Origin of the sequence: Myxococcus sp. NMCA1 (assembly GCF_026810205.1) — a bacterium.
GTDB lineage: Bacteria > Myxococcota > Myxococcia > Myxococcales > Myxococcaceae > Myxococcus > Myxococcus xanthus_A.
Window position 1 is genome coordinate 6,559,129 of record NZ_CP113950.1, and the last position, 20,568, is coordinate 6,579,696.

The window sequence follows — 20,568 nt, forward strand, 5'->3', positions numbered from 1 at the left end:
TGCTCCTCATGGCGCGCGAGGTGCACGCCGTGCGGACGTGGACGGCGTGCTTCGCCTCGGAGCGCGCCACGGGAAGCGAGTAGGATTTTCCGCAGGAGACCTCTCGATGCGCAGGCGGCTGTACCTTCTCGGCATTCCCGTCGGAGCCCTCGCGCTCGCCGCAGTCTGGGCGAGCACGCACCAGCAGCCTCCACCGCTTGAGCTGGGCGCCCTGCCCACCACGGCCGAGCCGGGTGAGGAACTCTCGGGTGGACGAGGCTCCGTGCCGGACCCGGGACGCAATGCCTTCGGCCGCTCGCCCATGAACATGCCGCGGACGCGCTGGGAGGACTTCCACGCGGGCAAGCGTGTCTTCGGCCGTGACTGGACGGACGTAGACGGCCCCATCCAGGTGGGGCCGCTGTTCAACGCGCCCTCCTGCATGACGTGCCACGTGAAGGATGGCCGCGGCCAGCCGCCTGCGTCCCCCAGCGAGACGCCGGTCTCCCTCGCGTTCCAACTGAGCGGACCGGACGGACGGGGTCCCCATCCGGTATACGGCGCACAGCTCGACGTGCGCCACGTGGACGGCGCCGGCGCGGAGGGCTCCGTCAAAGTGACGTACGAGAAAGTCACCGGCCGGTTCGCCACTGGAGAGTCCTTCACACTGCACCGCCCCCGCTACCAGTTCACCGGCTTGTCCAAGGGCCCCATCGGCGAAGGGACGCGCTTCTCGCCTCGCGTCGCGCCCGCCAACCACGGGCTCGGCCTGCTCGAAGCCATTCCCGAGAGCGCGCTGCTGGCCCACGAGGACGTCGAGGACCGCGACCAGGATGGCATCTCCGGCCGGGCCAACCGCGTGAAGGACGCCGCGACGGGACAGACGCGTTTGGGGCGCTTCGGCTGGAAGGCCAACCAACCCACGCTGCATCAGCAGGTGGCGCACGCGCTCGTCACTGACATGGGACTGACGACGGAGCTGTTCCCTCGCGAGCAGGGACGTGAAGCGCACGACGCCGTCCCACCCGAGGTCAGTCCCCAGGAGCTGGCCTCACTGCTCATCTACGCGCGTCTGGTCGCCGTCCCCAAGCGCAGGGACTGGGAAGCCGCCGATGTCCTTCGCGGCAAAGCGGTGTTCAGCGCCATTGGCTGCTCGGGGTGCCACGTGGCCACGCCCTTCGCGACGGAGGACGTGCCCGGATTCCCCGAGCTGTCCGGCCAGCTCATCCGCCCCTTCACGGACCTACTGCTGCACGACATGGGCGAAGGGCTCGCGGATGACCGCCCGGATGGACTCGCCAGCGGCACCGAGTGGCGCACGCCGCCGCTGTGGGGCATCGGCTTGGTGAAGGCGGTGAATGGCCACACCCGCTTCCTGCATGACGGGCGGGCGCGCAACCTGGAGGAGGCCGTGCTGTGGCATGGCGGCGAGGCCGCGCCGGCCCAGGAGCGCTACACGCGCCTGCCTCCCACGGACCGACAGGCGCTGCTCGCTTTCCTCGGCTCGCTTTGAGCCCCCGGCGGCTCAAGCGGCATTGACGCGGGTGGCGCCGCCACCCGCGAGCCGCCGCATGGGCTGAGCCCGGCGCATCAAGATGCGCTGACGCCGGCACCACCACCCTCGCCCACGAGCCGCCGCATGGGCTGGACCTTTCCGTACGTGAGCGAGCGCCACAGCCACTCCACGGGGCCGAAGCGGAAGTACGTCAACCACAGGCGGCTGAGCACCACCTGCGCCGCGAAAACGCTGCAGGTGATGACGACGATGCGCGACGGCGGCAGCTTGCCGATGAAGCCCAGCCCCCAGCCGTCATAAATCCAGATGCTCACCGCGGACTGCATCAAGTAGTTCGTCAGCGCCATGCGGCCCACGTGCGTCAGGACGCCCAGCCAGCGACGCCAGCGCTCGCGCTGGAAGAGCAGCGCGAAGGCCGCCACATAGGCCGCGCCCATGGCGATGTAGCCCGGCTCCTGGAGCCCGTTGAGCACCAGCATCGCGGGGCTCCGAGGCTCCCACGCCAGCACGCCCGCGGCGTTCAAGCGATACAATACGAAGCCGGTGCCATTGAGGACCAGGCCCACGGCCAGGCCCCACCCCAGAATCCTGCGCAGCAGCGGGCGGTGGGCCTCCACGTTCTGGAGCAGCAACAGACGCCCCGCGAGCAAGCCGAGCAGGAAGCGCCCCAGGATGAGGCTCAGCCATTGCACCTGACGGTACTCACGCCCGAAGAACGAGAGGAAGAAACGCGCGTTGCCCGTCTGCGTCGTCCAGATGGAGTCGCTCGACAGCGCCGCCAGTGTGTCCGCGAACAGAGCCAGGTTCCGGGCCTGGGTGGCCTTCACCGCCGCCTCCGCGGCCTCCGCGCCGTGCAGCAGAACGGGGACATAGCGGATGGCCGCGGGAACCAGGAACGGCATCACGGTGATGAGGCCCACCGCCCAGAACAACACTTTGCGGTTGGAGCTGGCCCGGAAGGCCATCAGCACGAAGCCCACCAGCGCGTAGCTGATGAGGATGTCCCCCGTCCACAACACGAGGGCATGCGCGATGCCGATGCCAAGGAGCACCAACAGTCGGCGACGGTAGAGCGACACCAGGGAGGTGCCACGAGCCTCCGCTCGCGCGAACTGGATGGAGAATCCCAGCCCGAAAAGAAAGGAGAAGATGGCGATGAACTTCTGCGCCACGAAGAGCTGGAAGAGGGCGCCGACGACCTGCTCCAGCCAGGGTGCGGACTGCGCCTTCGCCACATCCGGAGGCAGTAAGACCCTGCCGCTGAGCCACATGAGGCTGTTGGACATGAAGACGCCCCACAGTGCGAAGCCACGGAGGGCGTCCAGCAAGACGACGCGCTCGGAGACTTCCACCGGGCGCGCCCCGGGGAGGGCCGCTTCCACGGGAGAACCAGGCTCGGACATGGGTGAAGCAGACGCGCTCCGCCACCTGGGCGTCAATCCGGCGCATGACCGGCTGTCCTGCCTCAAGTCGCTCTGAGCCCGCGCCCTGCGCCTCGCGTCAGGAGGCCGCGACACCGGGCGCGTCACCGTCCCCGGCTGGACGTCGCATGAGCTGGGCCTTGCCATACGTGAGTGAGCGCCACAGCCACTCCGCGGGACCGAAGCGGAAGCGAGACAGCCACAGGTGGCTGAGCACCACCTGCGCCGCGAAGACGATGCAGCAGATGACGACGATGCGCGACGGCGGCAGCTTGCCGATGAAGCCCAGCCCCCAGCCGTCATAAATCCAGATGCTCACGGCGGACTGCATCAGGTAGTTCGTCAGCGCCATGCGTCCTACCGGAGTCAGGACGCCCAGCCAGCGGCGCCAGCGCTCGCGCTGGAAGAGCAGCGCGAAGGCCGCCACGTAGGCCGCGCCCATGGCGATGTAGCCCGGCTCCTGGAGGCTATTGAGGAGCATCATCCAGGGCCCCTGCGGATCCCACTCCAACACGCCAGCCTTGCGCAGGCGATACAGCACGAGCCCGCTCCCATTGAGCGCCAGCCCCACACCCAGGCCCCAGGCCAGAGTCCGGCGAAGCAACGCGCGGTGACGCGCCACGTCCTGGAGCAGGAGCAGACGGCCCGCCAGCAGGCCCAGAAGGAAGCGCCCGAGGATGAGGCTCATCCAGAGCACGCGCCGGAAGCCGCCCCCCAGATTCTCCAGGAAGAAGCGCGCGTTGCCCACCTGCGCCGTCCAGAACGACTCGCTCGACAGCGCCGCCAGGGTGTCGGCTTTCAAGACCCGATCCCTGGCCTGACTGGCCTTCACGGCCTCGGCCGCGGCCTCCGCGCCGTTCAGCAGGATGGGGGCGTAGCGAATGGCCGCGGGGACCAGGAATGGCATCACGGTGACAAGCCCCAGCGCCCAGAACAGCACCGTGCGGTTGGCGCGAGCACGGAAGGCCATCAGCAGGAAGCCCACCATCGCGTAGGTGTGGAGGATGTCCCCCGTCCACAACAGAAGGGCATGCGCCAGGCCGATGCCCAAGAGCACCAGCAACCGCCGGCTGTAGAGCGGCACCGCGGAGACGCCCCGCGCCTCCGCCCGGGCGAGTTGGATGGAGAAGCCCAGGCCGAAGAGAAACGAGAAGATGGAGATGAACTTCTGCGTCACGAAGAGCTGGTAGATTCCGCTGACCACCTGCTCCAGCCCTGACGCTTCCAGCGGCGCGGCCGCCTCGCGCGGCATGAAAGCCCGGCCGCTGAGCCACATGAGGCTGTTGGAGACGAAGACACCCCACAGCGCGAAGCCCCGGAGTGCATCCAGCAAGATGACTCGTTCGGAGGCATCCACGGGACTCGCGCCAGGAGCGGTGCTCGCCGGGAGCGGACTCGATTCGGACATGCACGAAGCAGACACGCTCCGCCGACTTGCCGTCAATTCCGCCCAATCCTGGACGGCGGGACATGCGGGCCTGCCCCCTGCCGACATGGCGGGTGTGCTGTAGTGGCGCCCCGCTCCCCCGTCGGACAGGAGTCCGCCCTGTGAAAGTTTCGCACCTGCTCCCCCTACTCATCTCACTGGCCGTGCCCGGCGGCCTCGCGCTCGCCGCGGAGACACCTCCCGTCCTGGGCGGCCTCGACGCGCTCTACCCCGAGCTCGACGCGCTCTATCGCGACCTGCACCAGACGCCGGAGCTGTCCAACCAGGAGGCGAAGACGGCGGCGAAGCTGGCCGACCGGCTGCGCAAGCTCGGCTTCGAGGTGACGTCCAAGGTGGGCGGACACGGCGTCGTGGCCCTGCTCCGTAACGGTCAGGGCCCCACGGTGATGCTGCGCGCGGACATGGACGCGCTGCCCGTGGAGGAGAAGACGGGCCTGCCCTATGCGAGCAAGCAGAAGGCGAAGGACGCTGCGGGCGCGACCAACCCGGTCATGCACGCGTGTGGCCATGACGTGCACATGACGTCGTTGTTGGGGACGGCCACGCTGCTGGCCCGTTCGAAGGACCGGTGGCGAGGAACACTGCTGCTGGTGGGCCAGCCAGCGAAGAAGTGGGCGCGGGCGCCCGGCAGATGCTCCAGGACGGCCTCTTCAAGCGCTTCCCCAAGCCGGACTTCGCGGTGGCGCTCCACGTCAACACCGCCGCGGCGGGCACGGTGGAGTTCACCCCCGGCTATGCGATGGCGAGCGTGGACGGCGTTGAAATCACCCTGCATGGCAAGGGGGGACATGGCGCCTATCCCCACACCACCGTGGACCCGGTGGTGATGGCGGCGCGCGTCGTGCTGTCGCTCCAGACGCTCGTCAGCCGCGAGAAGAACCCGCTGGAGCCCGCGGTGGTGACGGTCGGCGCCATTCATGGCGGCACCAAGCACAACATCATCCCCGATGACGTGAAGCTCCACCTCACCGTGCGCTCGTACAAGCCCGAGGTCCGCAAGGCCCTGCTGGACGGCATCGAGCGCATCGCCAAGGCGGAGGCCATGGCCTCCGGCGCGCCCCGTCCACCCGACATCGCCATCACCGAGGGCACGCCCTCCACCTTCAACGACCCCGCACTCACCCGGAGGCTGGTGGGCGCGGTGTCCCGCGTCCTGGGCGAGAAGAACCTCCAGGAGGCGCCTCCCGTCATGGGCGGCGAGGACTTCTCCGAGTACGGACGAGCGGGCGTTCCCGCCGTGATGCTCTGGCTCGGCTCCACCGAGCCGCGGCAATACGCCCAGGCGAAGGCCGCGGGGACAGCGTTGCCCTCGATGCACTCGCCCCTCTTCGCGCCGGACCGCGAGCGCACGCTGCGCACGGGCGTCACCACGCTGACCATCGCCGCCTTGGAGCTGCTCGACAAGCCGTGATGGCCGGGAAGCGCTCAGCGCCTTGCCCCGGGCCGGCACCTGTTCGGCGACGGGGTTCGCGAGACGCCCACGCTGATTTGACTCGGAGGAATGCGAAACCGTAGACAGGGCTCCTCTCGCATCGCGACAGGATGTCCCCCTTGCTCAATCGCAATCATTCCCTGCGAGCCCTGCTGGGGGCTTCGCTGTGGTGGGTCGCCTCCGGCTTCCAATCCGAGGCCATCGTCAGTCACGAAGGCACGGTCCGCAGTGGCACCTCCGTCTCGCTGAGCCTCCAGGTCTCCTCCGGGCCCAGCCAGACCTCCACGCGCACCGGTCAGCTGGTGGCCTGCATCGCCCTGCCCGGGGGCTGGCAAGCGCCGGGCGGCAGCTACACTCATGCCGGCTCAGCGGCCACCGCCGCGCAGCCGGGCGCCCCGGAGCTCTCCGCCGAGGCCCAGTCCGCCTGGCCGGTCAACGGCGCCACCTGGCACTGCCTGGTGTCGGAAAACGTGACCACGACGAACCAGGAGGTCCAATCGACCGCGCAGCTCACGCTCCCCGTGCCCGCGGCGGCCCAGGGGGCCTACCGGGTGCGGTACCAGAGTGGGTTCCGCGAGATGACGCCTCCGGTCGGAGGGGGGCAGGCTCCGACCTACCAGCCCACGGACTTCTCGGGACGCCTGGAGCGCCTGCTCCACGTCAACGTGGCCCCCGCCACCACCTTCGACGACTGGCAAGCGGGCGTCGCCACCGGCATCTTGGTGACGCCGTCCGTGACGCGCGCATGGCATGGCAACGGGACGTTCCTGGCGGCGGCCACGGGCAACACGGAGCTGCTGCGCTCCTCGGACGGGCGCCAGTGGACGGGCTTCGTTCCCGTGTCGGAGGGGACCACGTCGCCCCTCCCGCTGGAGCGGCTGGTCTACTCCCAGCGCAAGTGGTTCGGCCTGTCGAACGGGCGCATCGTCGTCTCGTCCGACAACGCGCATACCTGGGCCCCCGCCTACCAGGACCCGGCGCCCGGGGGCCGGCGCTTCCTGGAGCTCGCGCTCAGCGGAAACCGGATGGTCGCGGTGGGCACCGCGGGCCTCATCGCCAGCTCCACGGACGGCCAGCGATGGACCGATGAGAGCATCAACGGCGCCTATGATGTCGTGACGCTGGTGCCCGGTCAGAGCAGCTTCCTCGCCGTGGCCAACCCGATGGCGGGCGCGCCCTCCCAGCTTCCCGTTCTCGTGCGGCCCCAGAGCGCTGGCGCCGCCTGGGAGGTGTTCCAGCCCGCCACGCTGGCCGGGCTCACCATCGCCCAGCTCACCGCCGGCAATGGTCGCTTCCTCGCCTTCGCCCGGCCCAACCAGGTTCCCCCTCCGCCGCCCCTGGCCGCGGAGCCGACGAGCGGATTCTTCCTCTCCGAGGACCTCGGCAGCACCTGGACGCGCGTGGAGAGCCTCCAGCTTCCCGCTGACGCTCCATCGCCCACCCCGCTCATGACGTTCGTGGACCAGAGCTTCGTCGTCAGCTGGACAGCCGTCGACCCGCAGTTCGTGGAAGTGCTGCCCCCGTTCGAGTTGCAGGTGTCGGCGGATGGCAAGGAATGGACGGCGCACCCGACGGGCGCGGGCGGCAACTATGCGTCCACGGCCTTCGCCTCGGGTGAGACGTCGGTGGTCGCGGTGAGCCAGCGGCGCCTGCTGGTGGCCACGCGCCGGCCCTGGCCGCTGCCGGAGCTCCTCACGGAGACGCTGCCCCCGTTCCGGCTGGGCACGGCCGCCAACGTGGTGCTGAGCACGCGCGGCTCGGGCACCCTGACGTTCGAACTGGAGGGCACGCTGCCCTCGGGCCTGACGTTCACCCCCACGACGGGCACCTTCACCGGCACGCCCGCGCAGTCGGGCAGCACCGCCGTCACCGTCCGGGTCCGCGACGCGCGCGGCGGTGTGGCGGCGCGCACGTACAGCGTGGACGTGGTCGGCACGATGAGCATCTCCAGCGACGCGCTTGCGTCCGCGACCCAAGGCACCGCGTACGAGGCGCGCTTCACCGTCCAGGGAGGCCGGGCGCCGTATACGTGGAGCCTGGGCGGCGGCACCGTGCCCGGCGGCCTGACGCTTCAGCAGCGCGACGGCGCCTACGTGCTGAGCGGGATTCCGACCGCCAGCGGCACCTTCCCGCTGACGGTGCGGGTGACGGACTCGGCGAACCAGACGGCGGCGCGGAGCGTGTCGCTGCAGATAGCGCCCACGCCTCCTCCGGTGGAGGACAAGGGTGACGCGCCCAGCGGCTGTGGTTGCAACGGCGGCGGCGCGGGCGTCCAGGCCCTGGGGCTGGCGGCGCTGGCGCTGATTGGCCGAGCCCGCCGCAAGCGCTGACCCTGCGATGACCTGACGTCCTCTCCATCCAGGAGAGGGCGTCAGGCCAAGGAGCCCTATCCCTTCTTCGGGGTGTACACGGCCCGCGCCGCGGCGATGCGGGGCATGCTGTCCTCAATCCAATCCGCGAGCGCCTCCACGCGCGTGGCGACTTCCTCCCCCAGCGGCGTGAGGCTGTAGTCCACGTGCGGCGGAATCACCGGGTGGACTTCACGGAGCACGAAGCCGTCCTGCTCCAGGGCCTGGAGCGTCTGCGACAGCATCTTCTCGCTCACGCCCGCCACCCTCCGGCGCAGCTCGCTGAAGCGACGCGTGCCTTCCAGCAGCGCAATCAAGACCAGGACGCCCCAACGGCTCGTCACGTGGTCCAGCACGCCTCGGGAAGGACATGAGGGCACGTACAGGTTGCCCCGCTCCACCGCCAGCTTCGCCATCTTCCGCGCCAGCGGCCCCGGACGCTTGTTCGCGCTCATGTTAGTAGCTTACCAAAAAGTGGGTACTTACTAGAAGTTAGTGACATCGTTAGGTTCCTCTCGCGTCTGGAAAACCCTCCACGACAGGAGATGTGAACCCCATGATTCTTGTGACTGCGGCAACGGGTAAGCTGGGCCGTCTGGTCGTCACGGGCCTGCTCGAAAAGGTCCCTGCCAAGGACATCGCCGTCGCCGTGCGCGACCCGAGCAAGGCCTCCGACCTGGCGGCCAAGGGCGTCCAGGTCCGTCAGGCGGACTACAGCAAGCCGGAGACGCTCGGACCCGCGTTGGCCGGAGCGGACAAGGTGCTCCTGATTTCGTCCAGCGAGGTCGGCCAGCGCGCGGTGCAACACCAGGCCGTGGTGGACGCCGCGAAGAAGGCAGGCGTCCGGCTGCTTGTGTACACCAGCATCCTGCACGCGAATACCTCGGGCCTTGTGCTCGCCGGCGAGCACAAGGCGACCGAGGAGGCGATTCGAGCGTCCAGCATCCCCTTCGTCTTCCTGCGCAACGGCTGGTACACGGAGAACTACACGGAGAACCTGGCACCCGCGCTGGCACACGGCGCACTCATCGGCAGCTCAGGTCAGGGCCGCTCCGCCGCCGCCACCCGGGCGGACTACGCCGCCGCCGCGGTGGCCGTGCTCACCGGCACGGGCCATGAGAACAAAATCTACGAGCTGGCCGGCGACACCGCCTTCACCGCCGCCGAGCTGGCCGCCGAGGTGTCCCGCCAGGCGGGCACGACGGTCGTCTACAAGGACCTGTCACAGGCCGACCATGCCGGCGCGCTCATCGGCGTGGGCGTCCCCGCCCCCTTCGCCGAGTTGCTGGCGGACTCCGATGCGGGCGTGGCGCGCGGTGAGATGAACGACAGCTCCGGCGACTTGCGTCGGCTCATCGGGCGGCCCACGACGCCGCTCACGGACGCGGTGGCGGCGGCCGTCAAGCGCTGAGCCCGACGCCCCCAGATTCCAACCCGGCCCGCGTGAACGCGCGGGCCGTCAGTTGCCCAGCCGCGTCAGCAGCCACTCCCGGACGTAGGCCCAGTCGCGCTTCACGGTGACGGGCGACACGCCCAGCACGGCGGCGGTGTCCAGCAGGTCCAGACCCACGAAGTAGCGCAGCTCCAGCATGCGCGCGAGCCGCGGCTGGAACGTGTCCAGCTCCGAGAGTGCTCGGTCCAGTTCCAGCACCTCCATGCTCAAACCCGCCGGGACATCCGCTTCCACGTCCCCCAGGCTCACCCGCTCCAGCCGGGCCTCGCGGACCTGCGCCCTGCGCAGCCGCGTCCGGTCCACCATCACCCGCCGCATGGCCTGCGCCGCGGCGCTGAAGAAGTGACGCCGCGCCTCCACCGGAGCCCCCGCGCTGAACAGACGCAGCCAGGCCTCCTTCACCAACACCGCGGGTTGCAGTGACGGCGTCGACACCGCATCGGACATGGCCCGCTGCGCCATGTCCCGCAGCTCCTGGTAGGCCGCCGCCATCAACGCATCCCGCGCGCCCTGCTCGCCCTTCCGCGCGTGGTCCAGTAGCTCTGTCAGCTCCGACATGCCCACATTCACCTCCAGGCCAGACGGGTTCGCCGCCCCCACAGAAACTACGCCCTCAACGAGAAAGCTTGGAAAGCTGGGGCAGATACCCCTCACGGTGCAACGATTTCCCCGACCGGAGGGGTTGGGAAACGACAGTGCCCCACAGCGGGAGGCGTTCACCCCCTGACGTCAGGCCGAGGCGTGCCCGCAGGCACGGCGGAAGCAGGGCATTCCGGTATTTCCCTGAGTCGTGCTAGCGAGCCGCTCGCGTCCGGCGGGCCACACCCTCCGTCCGGGCGCAACCACCCTACGTGCCCGGGAGTCGCCATGAAGCCGCTGCTGTCCGCCCTGCTGCCGTTGCTGTGTCTTGCCTCCGCCGCCTCCGCCGCCTCCGCCGCGCCGCAAGCGCCCGTCGCCGTGCGGTCCGACCTGACCTTCCTGTCCGGACCGCCCACGCTGACCTTCGCCGCGGACTGGGGCGTCACCCTCAGCGGCCAGCCGGAGGCGGGCGGCGCGCTGGACATCGTCTATGACACCTCGCGCCTGCCGCTGTGCCGGGGCACCGGGTGGACCATCACCGGCTTCGCCATGTCGAACCGGGGCCCGGTGCAGAGCTTCCCCGTGGCGGATGCCACCACGGTGGGCGCCATCGCGCAGACGCAGCTGGCCCTGGCCCAGGGCGGCACGCTGGAGCTGTGGTTCCAGAACACGGACGCCACCGGCTGCTCCAACTGGGATTCGAACCTCCAGTACAACTTCCACACGTGGGTGACGCAGAACCCGACGATTTCGTTCCACCCCGCGCCAGCATGGACGTACACGGTCCACGGAACGCTCCAGGGCGGCACCACGCTGATGGTGGACTACGACATCGGCCGCATCGCCCAGTGCCGGGCGCAGTACCTGAACTACAAGGCCTGGGGCACCACGGCGTACTACCGCATCAACGGCGGCCCGGTGACGATGCTCAGCCTGACGGCGAGCTGGGGTGAATGGGACGCCCAGTTCTGGAGGCAGATCCCCGCCTTCATTCCGCTGCCGCCCGGCCCCGCGACGCTGGAGCTGTGGTTCTCCACCCAGGACCGCAAGGGCTGCCAGCAGTGGGACTCGCGCCACGGACAGAACTACGTCTTCGCCATCCAGTGAGCCCCCGCGCCCCGCAAGAACAAGGTCACAACCAGCAAACAGGATTGCGCGTCAAACGCCGACATTGCGTGCGCCAGGGACGCATCGAACGAGGTGCGCGTCTTCCAGGGACGCCCCCCTGACGAGAGTCCCCTGACTGGGCGCGCCTCTCACGCCCCCAGCGACAGGAGCCGCTCCACCGCCGCGCGCACGTCGCGCAGCAGCGCCGGGTCCGTCACCGCGACGAAGATGGTGTCATCCCCCGCCACCGTCCCTGCGAGCCCCGGCAACTCCCGCTCCTTGTCCAACGCCAGCGCGAGCACCGGCGCGAAGCCCGGCGCCGTTCGAATCACCAGCAGGTTGGGGGGCGCTTCCAAGATGGTGACGCGGGGCCGCTCCGGCATCACCGCGGGCGTGGCCGGCATGCGCTGATAGCGCCCACCCACCTTCAAGATGCCCAGCTTCTTCAGGCGCCGCGACAGCGTCGACTGGCTTGGCGCCTGGCCTTCGGCCTCCAGGAGCTGCTGCAGCACGGCCTGATCGCCGATCTCCCGCTCCGCGATAAGCCGCAGGATGGCCTCGTCCAGATTCATTCCCACCACCATGCATCCCCGTGAATATTCATGCAAGAACATGCATGCGCCCGTTGCGAATAATCCGCTTGCGCGGCGCGTCTTTCTGCATAATATCCGCCGCCTTTTCGCGGCAATGCACGCATTTTCACGCATATTCATCACGAATATGCAGGCAGCCGCTGCCGGGGAGGACAGGCCCATGAAGCACGTCACGCACATCAAGGATCTGGGGCCCGAAGGCGTGGAGGCGGTGCTCGCGCAGGCCGCCGCGTGGAAGCAGAAGGGCCCGGAGCACGCGCTCTTCGCCAACACGCTGCTGGGGATGGTGTTCTTCAACCCGTCGCTGCGCACGCGCACCTCGTTCGAGGCCGTCATGCTGCGCGGCGGCGGCAACGCCATCATCCTGGACGTGGGCGCCGGCGTCTGGAAGCTGGAGCACCGCGAAGGCGCGGTGATGAACGCGGACCGGGCCGAGCACCTCAAGGAGGCCGCGCCCGTCCTGTCGCGCTTCGTGGACATGCTGGGCGTGCGCACCTTCTCGCAGGGCGGCGGTGACGAGGAGGACGAACTCGACCCCGTCATCAACGCGTTCCGCAAGTGGTCCACCGTGCCGGTGGTGAGCATGGAGTCAGCACGCGAGCACCCCTGCCAGGGTCTGGCGGACATGCTGACGCTGCGCGAGACGTTTGGAAGCACGAAGAAGCTGCCGGTGACGCTGACGTGGGCGCCGCACATCAAGCCGCTGCCCAAGGCCGTGCCCAACTCCTTCCTGCTGAGCGCGGCGGCGGCCGGCTGTGAGATTCGCGTGGCCCACCCTCCCGGGTTCGACCTGCACCCGGCCGTCCGCGCCGAGGCGGAGGCGTACGCCAAGGCCACGGGCGGCAGCGTCACCTATACGCACGACCAGGACGAGGCCCTGGCCGGCAGCCGCGCCGTCTACGCCAAGTCGTGGGGCCCCACGGCCGCGGCGGCGTTTTCGCCCAACGACGTCACCGCGCTGCTCGCGTCCTACTCCGGCTGGATGCCCACGCGCCTGACGATGTCGCGCGCGCAGAAGGACGCGGCCTTCCTCCACTGCCTGCCCGTGCGCCGTAACGTGGAGGTGGCCGATGAGGTTCTGGACCACCCGAACAGCCGCGTCGTAGACGAGGCCGGCAATCGCTACCACGTCCAGCGGGCGCTGCTGCACTGGATGCGTTCGCGCTGAGCGGCCCCTCCGCATTCTTCCTTTCCTGACTTCGAGGTCTCACGTGCCCCTTTCGCCCGACCCCTACTCCGCGCTTCGCAACGCGGCGAAGTACGTGCAGCAGTTCCGCCGCAAGACGTTCGTGGTGAAGCTCGGCGGCGCCATGCTGAGCGACCCGCGTCTGCGCCGCGCCGCGTGCGAGCAGATTGCCCTGCTGTGGACCTTCTCCATCCGCCCCGTCGTGGTGCACGGCGGCGGCCCGGAGCTGGACACGCTGTGTGACGCCCTCCACCTGCCGGTGGAGAAGGTGGCCGGCCGCCGCGTCACCTCCGCGCCCGTGCTGGACGCGGCGAAGATGGTGCTCGCGGGCAAGCTGCACACGGACCTGCTGGCGGACCTCCAGGCGGCGGGCGTGCCCGCGGTGGGCCTGAGCGGCGTGGACGCCGGCCTCATCAAGGCGCGCAAGCGTCCGCCCGTCATGGTGACGGAGGCCGGGGCCACCGAGGGCAAGCTGGTGGACTACGGCCTGGTGGGTGACATCGAGCAGGTGGACACCCGCGTGGTGGAGCACCTGCGCTCGGCCGACTACGTGCCCGTCATCGCTCCCCTGTCGGGTGGCACGGACGGCGCCGTGTACAACACCAACGCGGACACCGTGGCCGCGGCGCTGGCGGTGGCGCTGTCCGCCGAGAAGCTCTTCTTCCTGGTCCAGGTTCCGGGCCTGCTGAAGAACGTGAGCGACCCGTCGTCGCTCGTCACGCTGGCCAACCTCACGGACCTGGCCACCATGGAGAGCACCGGCGCCATCGCGGGCGGCATGAAGCCCAAGGCGCACGCCATCCGCCACGCGCTCGTGGGCGGCGTGGGCAGCGTGCACCTGGTCAGCGGCGTGCAGCCCAACGCGCTCCTGGAGGAGGTCTTCACCAACGAGGGCAGCGGCACCATGGTCGTGCGGGAGAACGCGCAGAAGCCCGCGGGGGCGGTGGGATGACGGCGGCGGAGCTGCTCCAGGCGCTGGTGGCCATCCCCAGCGTGTCGGGTGACGAGGGCCGCATCGCGGACACCGTGTCCGGGTGGGCGGAAGGCTGGGGCGCGCGCGTCCAGCGGCAGGGCCACAACGTGTGGTTCTCCGTGGGGAGCGGGCCGCGCCGGCTGCTCGTCAACTCGCATCTGGACACGGTGAAGCCGTGCGCCGGGTGGACGTACGAGCCCCACGCGCCCGTGTGGCGCGAGGACCGCCTGTACGGCCTGGGCAGCAATGACGCCAAGGGGTGCGTGACGGGCATGCTGCTCGCCGCGCGAACCCTGCTGGCCGAAGGCGCGCCCACGGGCGCGGAAGTCGTGTTCGCGTTCACCGCGGAGGAAGAAACGGGAGGCCAGGGACTGGGAACGCTGTTGCCCAATCTGGGCCCGCTGGACGCCGCCATCGTCGGCGAGCCCACCAGCCTCAAGCCCTGCACCGCCCAGCGCGGCATGCTGCTGCTTCGCTGCACCGCGCACGGCAAGAGCGCACACGTCGCGCATGCGCACGCCACGGAGGCGGTCAACGCCATCCACCTGGCGGCCACCGACATCGCGGTGCTGGCCGAGCTGCGCTTTCCGCCTCACCCGCTCCTGGGCGAGGCCCGGGCGCAGGTGACGCAGGTGTCCGGTGGCCTGGCGCGCAACCAGGTGCCGGACCGGTGCGAGTTCTTCGTGGACCTGCGCACCACGCCGGGCATGGAGCACGCGATGGTGGCCCGGCAGGTGGCGGGCGCGTTGAAGAGCGAAGTGAAGGTCCATTCGGAGCGCTACCTGCCGAAGGCGACGTCGGCGGAGCAGCCCATCGTCCGCGCGGCGGTGGCCGCGTCGGGCGCGCAGCCGGTGGGCTCCAGCACGGCGTCGGACTGGGCCTTCCTGGGGGACATCCCCGCGGTGAAGGTGGGCCCTGGCGACACGCTGCGCAGCCACCTGGCGGACGAATTCATCACCCGGGCGGAGCTGGAAGCCGGCGCCGCCTTCTACACGCAACTGGTTCGGGGTTACTTCGAGGAGGTGGCTCGTGGCTGACACGCTGTGGGGCAAGGGCCTTCCCCTGGACGCGGCCATCCACCGCTTCACGGTGGGCAACGACCCGGTGGTGGACCTGGCGCTGGCGCCGCATGACGCGCTCGGCTCGGCCGCGCACGCGCGGATGCTGGCGCGCGTGGGCCTGCTGAAGGACGCGGAGGCCAAGGCCCTGGTGACGGCGCTCAAGGCGCTGCACGACGAGGCCCGCGCGGGCACGTTCGTCATCCGTCCTGAGCAGGAGGACGGCCACACCGCCCTGGAGGCGGCGCTGGTGGAGCGCGTGGGCGAGCCGGGCAAGCGCATCCACCTGGGGCGTTCTCGCAATGACCAGGTGCAGCTGGCCCTGCGCCTGCTGCTGCGTGAAGAGGTGCTCACGCTGGGCGCGCGGGCGGCGGAGCTGGCGGGAGCCTTCCTGGACTTCGCGCAGGCGAACAAGGACGTGGCGCTGCCGGGCTACACGCACCTGCGCCGGGCCATGCCTTCCACCTTCGGCCTGTGGGGCATGGCCTTCGCGGAAGGACTGCTGGAGGAGTTGGAGGCGCTGCGCGGCGTGTGGGCTCGGCTGGACCGCTGCCCGCTGGGCGCGGCGGCGGGCTTCGGCGTGCCGCTGCCCATCGACCGGGAGTACGTGGCGGCGCTGCTTGGTTTCTCGCGCGTGCAGCGCAGCCCCATCGACGTGCAGAACGGACGCGGCCGTCATGAGTCCGCGGTGCTGGGTTGGGCCTGCTCGGTGGTGGGCACGCTGGAGAAGTGGCTGTGGGACGTGCAGCTCTACAGCATGGACGAGTTCGGCTTCCTCGGGCTGCCGGACGCGTACACCACGGGCTCGTCCATCATGCCGCAGAAGAAGAACCCGGACGTCGTGGAGCTGGCCCGGGGCCGCTGCCGCGAGCTGCGCGGGCTGGCGCATCAGGTGGAGGCCGTCGCGGGCGGACTGCCCTCCAGCTACCACCGCGACTTCCAGTTGCTGAAGTCCCCCACCCTGACGGCGCTGGGCTCCACGCGGGAGCTGTTGGACGTGCTCACCCGGCTGGTGCCAGCGCTCCAGGTGAAGGCGGACGCGGCGGCGCGCGCCAGCGATGACACGCTGTACGCGGCGCACCACGCCTATGCGCTGGTGGCCCAGGGACAGGCCTTCCGTGATGCCTACAAGCAGGTGGGCCGCGAGTTGGTGGAAGGAACGTTCCGTCCAGACCGCGGCGCCCTGACGGCCACCCACCTGGGTGGCGCCGGCAACCTGGGCCTGCCCCAGGCCCGGGAAGAGCTGGCCGCCTCGCGCGACTGGCTCGATGAGACGCACCGCTCGGTGGCCGACGCCGCCGGGCGCGTCTGGACGGTCTGAACCGCATCCCCGTGAGGAGCGAATCATGAGCAACAAGAAGAACGTGGTGCTGGCCTTCTCCGGCGGACTCGATACCGCTTTCTGCGCCGTCTACCTGCGCGAGCAGGGCTACGACGTCACCACCGTCACGGTGGACACCGGCGGCTTCCCGCCCGAGCAGTTGGAGCGCATCGCCGCGCTGTCCAAGCAGTTGGGCGCGGTGGAGCACGTGACGGTGGACGCGCGCGAGACGCTCTTCCAGGGCTACCTGCGCTACCTCATCGCCGGCAACGTGCTGCGCGGCCAGGTCTACCCCCTGAGCGTGTCCGCGGAGCGGGCCTGCCAGGCGGTGGAGGTCGTCCGCGTGGCGCGTGAGAAGGGCACCCAGGCACTGGCGCACGGCAGCACGGGCGCGGGCAATGACCAGGTGCGCTTCGACGTGGCCTTCCGCTCGCTGGCGCCGGAGCTGGAGCTGCTCACGCCCATCCGCACGCTGTCCCTGAGCCGTCAGCAAGAGCTGTCCTACCTGGCCGAGCGCGGCGTCCACATGCCCCCGAAGCTGGGCTCCTACTCCGTCAACGAGGGCATGTGGGGCACCTCCGTGGGCGGCGCCGAGACGCTGGACTCCTGGAAGGCGCTGCCCGAGGCGGCCTTCCCTGGCGGCGAGCTGCCTCAGGACTTGAAGCCCCGTCCGCTCACGGTGACCTTCGAGAAGGGCGTCCCGGTGGCGCTGGACGGCGAGAAGCTGGGCCCCGTGAAGCTGGTGGAGGCGCTCAACGCGCTGGGGCGCACCTACGGCATCGGCCGGGGCGTGCACCTGGGTGACACCATCCTGGGCATCAAGGGCCGCGTGGGCTTCGAGGCGCCGGCGGCGCACCTGCTCGTCACCGCGCACCGCGAGTTGGAGAAGCTGGTGCTCTCCGGCAAGCAGCTCTTCTGGAAGGAGTCGATGGGCAACCTCTATGGCTCGCTGCTGCACGAGGGCCACTTCTTCGACCCGCTGGTGAAGGACCTGGAGGCGTTCCTCAGCTCGTCGCAGGAGCGCGTGACGGGCGAAGTGCGGCTGGTGCTGCACCCGCGCACGCAGGTGGTGGAAGGCGTGCGTTCGCCGCACTCGCTGATGGACGCGAAGGTGGCGACGTACGGAGAGGCCAACGTGTTGTGGAACGGCTCGGAAGCCGCGGGCTTCGCCAAGCTGTACGGCGTCGCGCAGATGCTCTCGCATCGCGCGAAGTGAGGGTGCCATGAAGGTTTTCGTCGACAAGGTAGGCAGTGTCACCCGCAACCTCGGCCTGGGGCGGACGGTCCACCTCGCGTCCGAGGTGAAGGCCGAGGAGGGCGCGGTGGTGGCCGTGCGCATCCACGGAGAGAAGAGCACGTACAACCAGCTCGAGGACGTGCACGGGCGCCTGGTGACGCTGCACGCCGGTGACATCGTCGTGGGCGCGCTGGGTCACCGCAACGCGCTGCACGGCTACGAGGGCGTGGTGCCGGCGTCCGTCACCGTGGGCGAGCGGCTGCACGTGCTCAACATGGGCGGCGTCATCGGCAAGTGCACGTCGCACAACCACGGCGTGGGCCTGCCCTTCGAGGCGGAGGTGCTGGGCCAGGTGCTGGAGTTCCCGGAGCTGATGTCGCGCACCGGGCAGCCGGCACACGTGTCCTCCGGCGCGCTGAAGGGCACGTCAGCGCCGGTGAAGTGCCCCGTCGTCTTCGTGGTGGGCACCTGCATGAACGCGGGCAAGACGTTCGCCGCGGCGGCCATGGTGCGCAAGCTGGCGCAGGCGGGTTTCCGCGTGGGCGGCGCCAAGCTGACGGGGGTGTCGCTGATGCGCGACACGCTGAGCATGCAGGACTCCGGCGCGGACGTGGTGATGGACTTCACGGACGCGGGCATCGTCTGCACGGGGCCCCGCACGGGCGCTCGCGTGGCGAGGGTGCTCTTCTCCGAGCTGGCGGCGGAGAACGTGGACGTCATCGTCGCGGAGACGGGCGACGGCATCATGGGCGAGTACGGCGTGCAGGGCATCCTCGCCGACCCGGAGCTCAAGAGCCTGGCGGGGCGTGGGTGCTGTGCGCCAACGACCCGGTGGGCGCGTCCGGCGGCGTGCGGCACCTGCGCGAGGCGTACGGCATCGAAGTGGACGTGGTGGCCGGGCCGGCCACGGACAACGCCGTGGGCGTGCGCTTCGTGGAGCAGGTGGTGGGCATCCCCGCTCGCAACGCCCGCGCGGACGCGGCGGCGCTGGGCGGACTCATCCTGGAAAAGCTCGCCCCCAAGCTGGGCGCGGGGAGGAAGTCATGACGCAGGTCAACATCTACATCCTGGGTGCCTCCGGCTTCGGCGGCGGCGAGCTCTTGCGCATCCTCTCCGGCCACCCGGCGGTGGGCAGCATCCGCGCGGTGTCGCGGCACCACGCCGGCGAGCCCATCCACAAGGTGCACCCGCACCTGCGCGGACTGGTGGAAGGCCGCTTCGAGGGCGAGCCCGACTGGAAGTGGCTGGCGGACTGCCAGCAGCCCGTCGTCTTCAGCGCGCTGGGCCACGGTGACCTGGCCAAGCAGTTCGCGGGCCTGGAGAAGCAGTGGGCGGAGGTCGGCATCGCCGAGCGCCTGCTGCTGGTGGACCTGTCCTCCGACTTCCGGCTGGACCACCCGGGCCGCTACGCGGGCGCGTACGGCCGGCCCCACCCGTCCCCCGAGCTGCTGGGCACCTTCACCTACGGCCTCACCGAGTGGAAGCGCGACGCGGTGAAGACTGCGAAGCGCATCGCCAACCCGGGCTGCTTCGCCACGGCGGTGCAGCTGGCGCTCCTGCCCATCGCCTCCACGCCGGGCCTGGGGCTGCTCGCGGTGTCCGGCGTCACGGGCTCGTCCGGCTCCGGCTCGCTGCCCGGTGAGGGCACGCACCACCCGACGCGCGCGCAGGACTTCCGCGCGTACAAGCCGCTGGAGCACCAGCACGAGGCCGAGGTCGAGGTCATGCTGGTGGCCCACGGCGCGCAGCGGCACCGGCTGGCCTTCGTCCCGCACTCGGCGCCCATGGTGCGCGGCATCTTCGCCACCGTGCAGTTCGAGTGGCCGGAGCACGGCGGCGCGGTGGTGACGGCGTCGCTGATGGAGCGCTACCGCCGCTACTACGAGGGCTCGAAGTTCGTGCGCATCGTCGAGGGCACGCCGCGCATCGCCGCGGTGGCCGGCAGCAACTTCTGCGACATCGCGGTGGCCACCAAGGGCCGCTCGGTGGCCGTCATGGCGGCGCTCGACAACCTGGTGAAGGGCATGGCCGGCCAGGCGGTGCAGAACTTCAACGTCGCACTGGGGCTGCCGGAAGACACGGCGCTGCGCCAGGCCGCCTGCTATCCGTAGGCTGCACGTCCTCTGGGCCTGGGCGCACGCGCCCGGGCCCACCGCTCGCGACGGGCGCTTCCTTCGCGAGCAACTCCCGCATCAACCTGCGTCCCAGGACGAGCCCCAGCAACAGGCTCACGACCATGCCGGTGGCGGACACGGCCGTCATCCACGTCTTCCCCTGCCCCAGCGAGCTGCCGAAGAGCGCCGTCAGCAGCGTCCCGGGGAGGGTGCCCACCACGGCGCCCAGCGCCAACGGGACGTAGCGAGCGCCTGACGCGGACGCCGTCGCCAGCATCACATCCGCCGGAATCACCGAGTTGATGCAAGCCAGGAAGCCCAGCTGGAAGCCGTGCTCGCGCGCCGCACGCTCGAACACCGGGTGTTTGTCCCCAGCCAGGCGCCGCATGGGCTTGCGGCCCAGCCTGCGCGCCAGGAAGTGGATGAGGCCCGCGGCCAGCAGCGTCCCGACGAGCGCGTAGGCCGTGCCGGCGGCCATGCCGAAGAGGATGCCGCCCACCGCCGTGAAGAGCTGTCCGGGCAGCAGCGTCACCGGGCGCACCGCGAGGAGCAGGATGAAGGCCAAGGGCGCCAGCGCGCCCAGGGGACTCAGCCAGCCCGACAGCGTCTGCTGATCCAGGTATTGGGGCCCCAGCAGCCGCAGCCCCACGAGCAGGCCGACGGAGATGCAGAGCGGTCCGATGAGCTTGAGGCCCGCGCTCAGCCGTCCTCCCTTGGAGCGGGGGTGCTTGGACATGGCTCAAAGCTGGGAAGCCCCACGCGAGAAGGCAAGAGCAGCCAGGCGAGAGATGACGTCTTGCATTC

18 protein-coding genes and 1 pseudogene are annotated in these 20,568 nt (G+C 70.2%); 12 read left to right on the forward strand and 7 right to left on the reverse strand.

What is annotated here, in order from left to right:
* Positions 1 to 106: 106 nt before the first annotated feature.
* Positions 107 to 1,492 carry a di-heme oxidoreductase family protein gene (locus OZ403_RS26890; protein ID WP_268782122.1) on the forward strand — a complete coding sequence of 462 codons (1,386 nt, stop codon included), beginning with the start codon at positions 107 to 109 and terminating at the stop codon, positions 1,490 to 1,492.
* A gap of 77 nt (positions 1,493 to 1,569) precedes the next feature.
* On the opposite strand, the gene OZ403_RS26895 is transcribed toward OZ403_RS26890, so the two are convergent.
* Both OZ403_RS26895 and OZ403_RS26900 read right to left on the reverse strand, forming a co-directional pair.
* Positions 1,570 to 2,898, reverse strand: coding sequence for a DUF418 domain-containing protein (locus OZ403_RS26895; protein ID WP_268782123.1), 1,329 nt, complete (start codon positions 2,896 to 2,898; stop codon positions 1,570 to 1,572).
* Positions 2,899 to 2,995: 97 nt separating this feature from the next.
* Positions 2,996 to 4,324, reverse strand: a complete 1,329-nt coding sequence (locus OZ403_RS26900; RefSeq protein WP_140876485.1) for a DUF418 domain-containing protein — start codon at positions 4,322 to 4,324, stop codon at positions 2,996 to 2,998.
* A gap of 140 nt (positions 4,325 to 4,464) precedes the next feature.
* Between OZ403_RS26900 and OZ403_RS26905 the strand changes: the two are divergent.
* Positions 4,465 to 5,774, forward strand: a pseudogene (locus OZ403_RS26905) (amidohydrolase).
* 131 nt (positions 5,775 to 5,905) lie between these two features.
* Complete coding sequence (locus OZ403_RS26910; RefSeq protein WP_268782124.1) at positions 5,906 to 8,125, forward strand: Ig domain-containing protein; 2,220 nt, start codon at positions 5,906 to 5,908, stop codon at positions 8,123 to 8,125.
* Between the two features lie 56 nt (positions 8,126 to 8,181).
* Here OZ403_RS26910 and OZ403_RS26915 read toward each other — a convergent pair whose 3' ends face one another.
* Entirely contained in the window at positions 8,182 to 8,598 is a 417-nt protein-coding gene (locus OZ403_RS26915) for a winged helix-turn-helix transcriptional regulator (RefSeq protein WP_140794236.1), read from the reverse strand.
* A 101-nt stretch (positions 8,599 to 8,699) separates the two neighbouring features.
* On the opposite strand from OZ403_RS26915, the gene OZ403_RS26920 reads away from it, so the two are divergent.
* The gene (locus OZ403_RS26920) at positions 8,700 to 9,554 is read left to right on the forward strand and encodes an SDR family oxidoreductase (RefSeq protein ID WP_268782125.1); all 855 of its coding nucleotides are present in this window, start codon (positions 8,700 to 8,702) and stop codon (positions 9,552 to 9,554) included.
* 48 nt (positions 9,555 to 9,602) lie between these two features.
* On the opposite strand, the gene OZ403_RS26925 is transcribed toward OZ403_RS26920, so the two are convergent.
* Entirely contained in the window at positions 9,603 to 10,154 is a 552-nt protein-coding gene (locus tag OZ403_RS26925; RefSeq protein WP_140799426.1) for a sigma-70 family RNA polymerase sigma factor, read from the reverse strand.
* A gap of 309 nt (positions 10,155 to 10,463) precedes the next feature.
* Here OZ403_RS26925 and OZ403_RS26930 point away from each other — a divergent pair, with 309 nt between their 5' ends.
* Positions 10,464 to 11,282: a DUF6209 family protein gene (locus OZ403_RS26930; protein ID WP_268782126.1), complete on the forward strand. Its 819-nt coding sequence runs from the start codon at positions 10,464 to 10,466 to the stop codon at positions 11,280 to 11,282.
* Positions 11,283 to 11,431: 149 nt separating this feature from the next.
* Here the strand turns inward: OZ403_RS26930 and OZ403_RS26935 are convergent, their stop codons facing one another.
* A complete protein-coding gene (locus OZ403_RS26935; RefSeq protein WP_140794240.1) occupies positions 11,432 to 11,866 on the reverse strand; it encodes an arginine repressor in 435 nt (144 codons plus the stop codon).
* A 169-nt stretch (positions 11,867 to 12,035) separates the two neighbouring features.
* On the opposite strand from OZ403_RS26935, the gene OZ403_RS26940 reads away from it, so the two are divergent.
* Genes OZ403_RS26940 through argG form a run of 5 tightly spaced genes read left to right on the forward strand, consistent with a single transcriptional unit; the run spans position 12,036 to position 17,629 of the window.
* Positions 12,036 to 13,043 carry an N-acetylornithine carbamoyltransferase gene (locus OZ403_RS26940; RefSeq protein WP_140876493.1) on the forward strand — a complete coding sequence of 336 codons (1,008 nt, stop codon included), beginning with the start codon at positions 12,036 to 12,038 and terminating at the stop codon, positions 13,041 to 13,043.
* 43 nt (positions 13,044 to 13,086) lie between these two features.
* On the forward strand, positions 13,087 to 14,013 hold the full coding sequence (argB, locus tag OZ403_RS26945; RefSeq protein ID WP_140794242.1) for an acetylglutamate kinase: 927 nt from the start codon (positions 13,087 to 13,089) through the stop codon (positions 14,011 to 14,013).
* A complete protein-coding gene (locus OZ403_RS26950; RefSeq protein WP_140794243.1) occupies positions 14,010 to 15,071 on the forward strand; it encodes a M20/M25/M40 family metallo-hydrolase in 1,062 nt (353 codons plus the stop codon). The genes argB and OZ403_RS26950 overlap by 4 nt, the downstream gene beginning before the upstream one ends.
* Complete coding sequence (argH, locus tag OZ403_RS26955) at positions 15,064 to 16,413, forward strand: argininosuccinate lyase (RefSeq protein WP_140794244.1); 1,350 nt, start codon at positions 15,064 to 15,066, stop codon at positions 16,411 to 16,413. Before OZ403_RS26950 ends, argH begins: the two co-directional genes overlap by 8 nt.
* Positions 16,414 to 16,438: 25 nt before the next feature.
* Positions 16,439 to 17,629: an argininosuccinate synthase gene (gene argG / locus OZ403_RS26960; RefSeq protein WP_140794245.1), complete on the forward strand. Its 1,191-nt coding sequence runs from the start codon at positions 16,439 to 16,441 to the stop codon at positions 17,627 to 17,629.
* 237 nt (positions 17,630 to 17,866) lie between these two features.
* Here argG and OZ403_RS39500 read toward each other — a convergent pair whose 3' ends face one another.
* A complete protein-coding gene (locus OZ403_RS39500; protein WP_328285465.1) occupies positions 17,867 to 18,421 on the reverse strand; it encodes a hypothetical protein in 555 nt (184 codons plus the stop codon).
* Positions 18,422 to 18,460: 39 nt separating this feature from the next.
* Here OZ403_RS39500 and OZ403_RS26965 point away from each other — a divergent pair, with 39 nt between their 5' ends.
* Together OZ403_RS26965 and argC are read left to right on the forward strand one after the other, a co-directional pair.
* On the forward strand, positions 18,461 to 18,697 hold the full coding sequence (locus OZ403_RS26965; RefSeq protein WP_268784935.1) for a hypothetical protein: 237 nt from the start codon (positions 18,461 to 18,463) through the stop codon (positions 18,695 to 18,697).
* Complete coding sequence (gene argC / locus OZ403_RS26970) at positions 18,694 to 19,761, forward strand: N-acetyl-gamma-glutamyl-phosphate reductase (protein ID WP_140794247.1); 1,068 nt, start codon at positions 18,694 to 18,696, stop codon at positions 19,759 to 19,761. Before OZ403_RS26965 ends, argC begins: the two co-directional genes overlap by 4 nt.
* On the opposite strand, the gene OZ403_RS26975 is transcribed toward argC, so the two are convergent.
* A complete protein-coding gene (locus OZ403_RS26975; protein ID WP_140794248.1) occupies positions 19,700 to 20,500 on the reverse strand; it encodes a TVP38/TMEM64 family protein in 801 nt (266 codons plus the stop codon). The genes argC and OZ403_RS26975 overlap by 62 nt on opposite strands.
* Between the last annotated feature and the right edge of the window lie 68 nt (positions 20,501 to 20,568).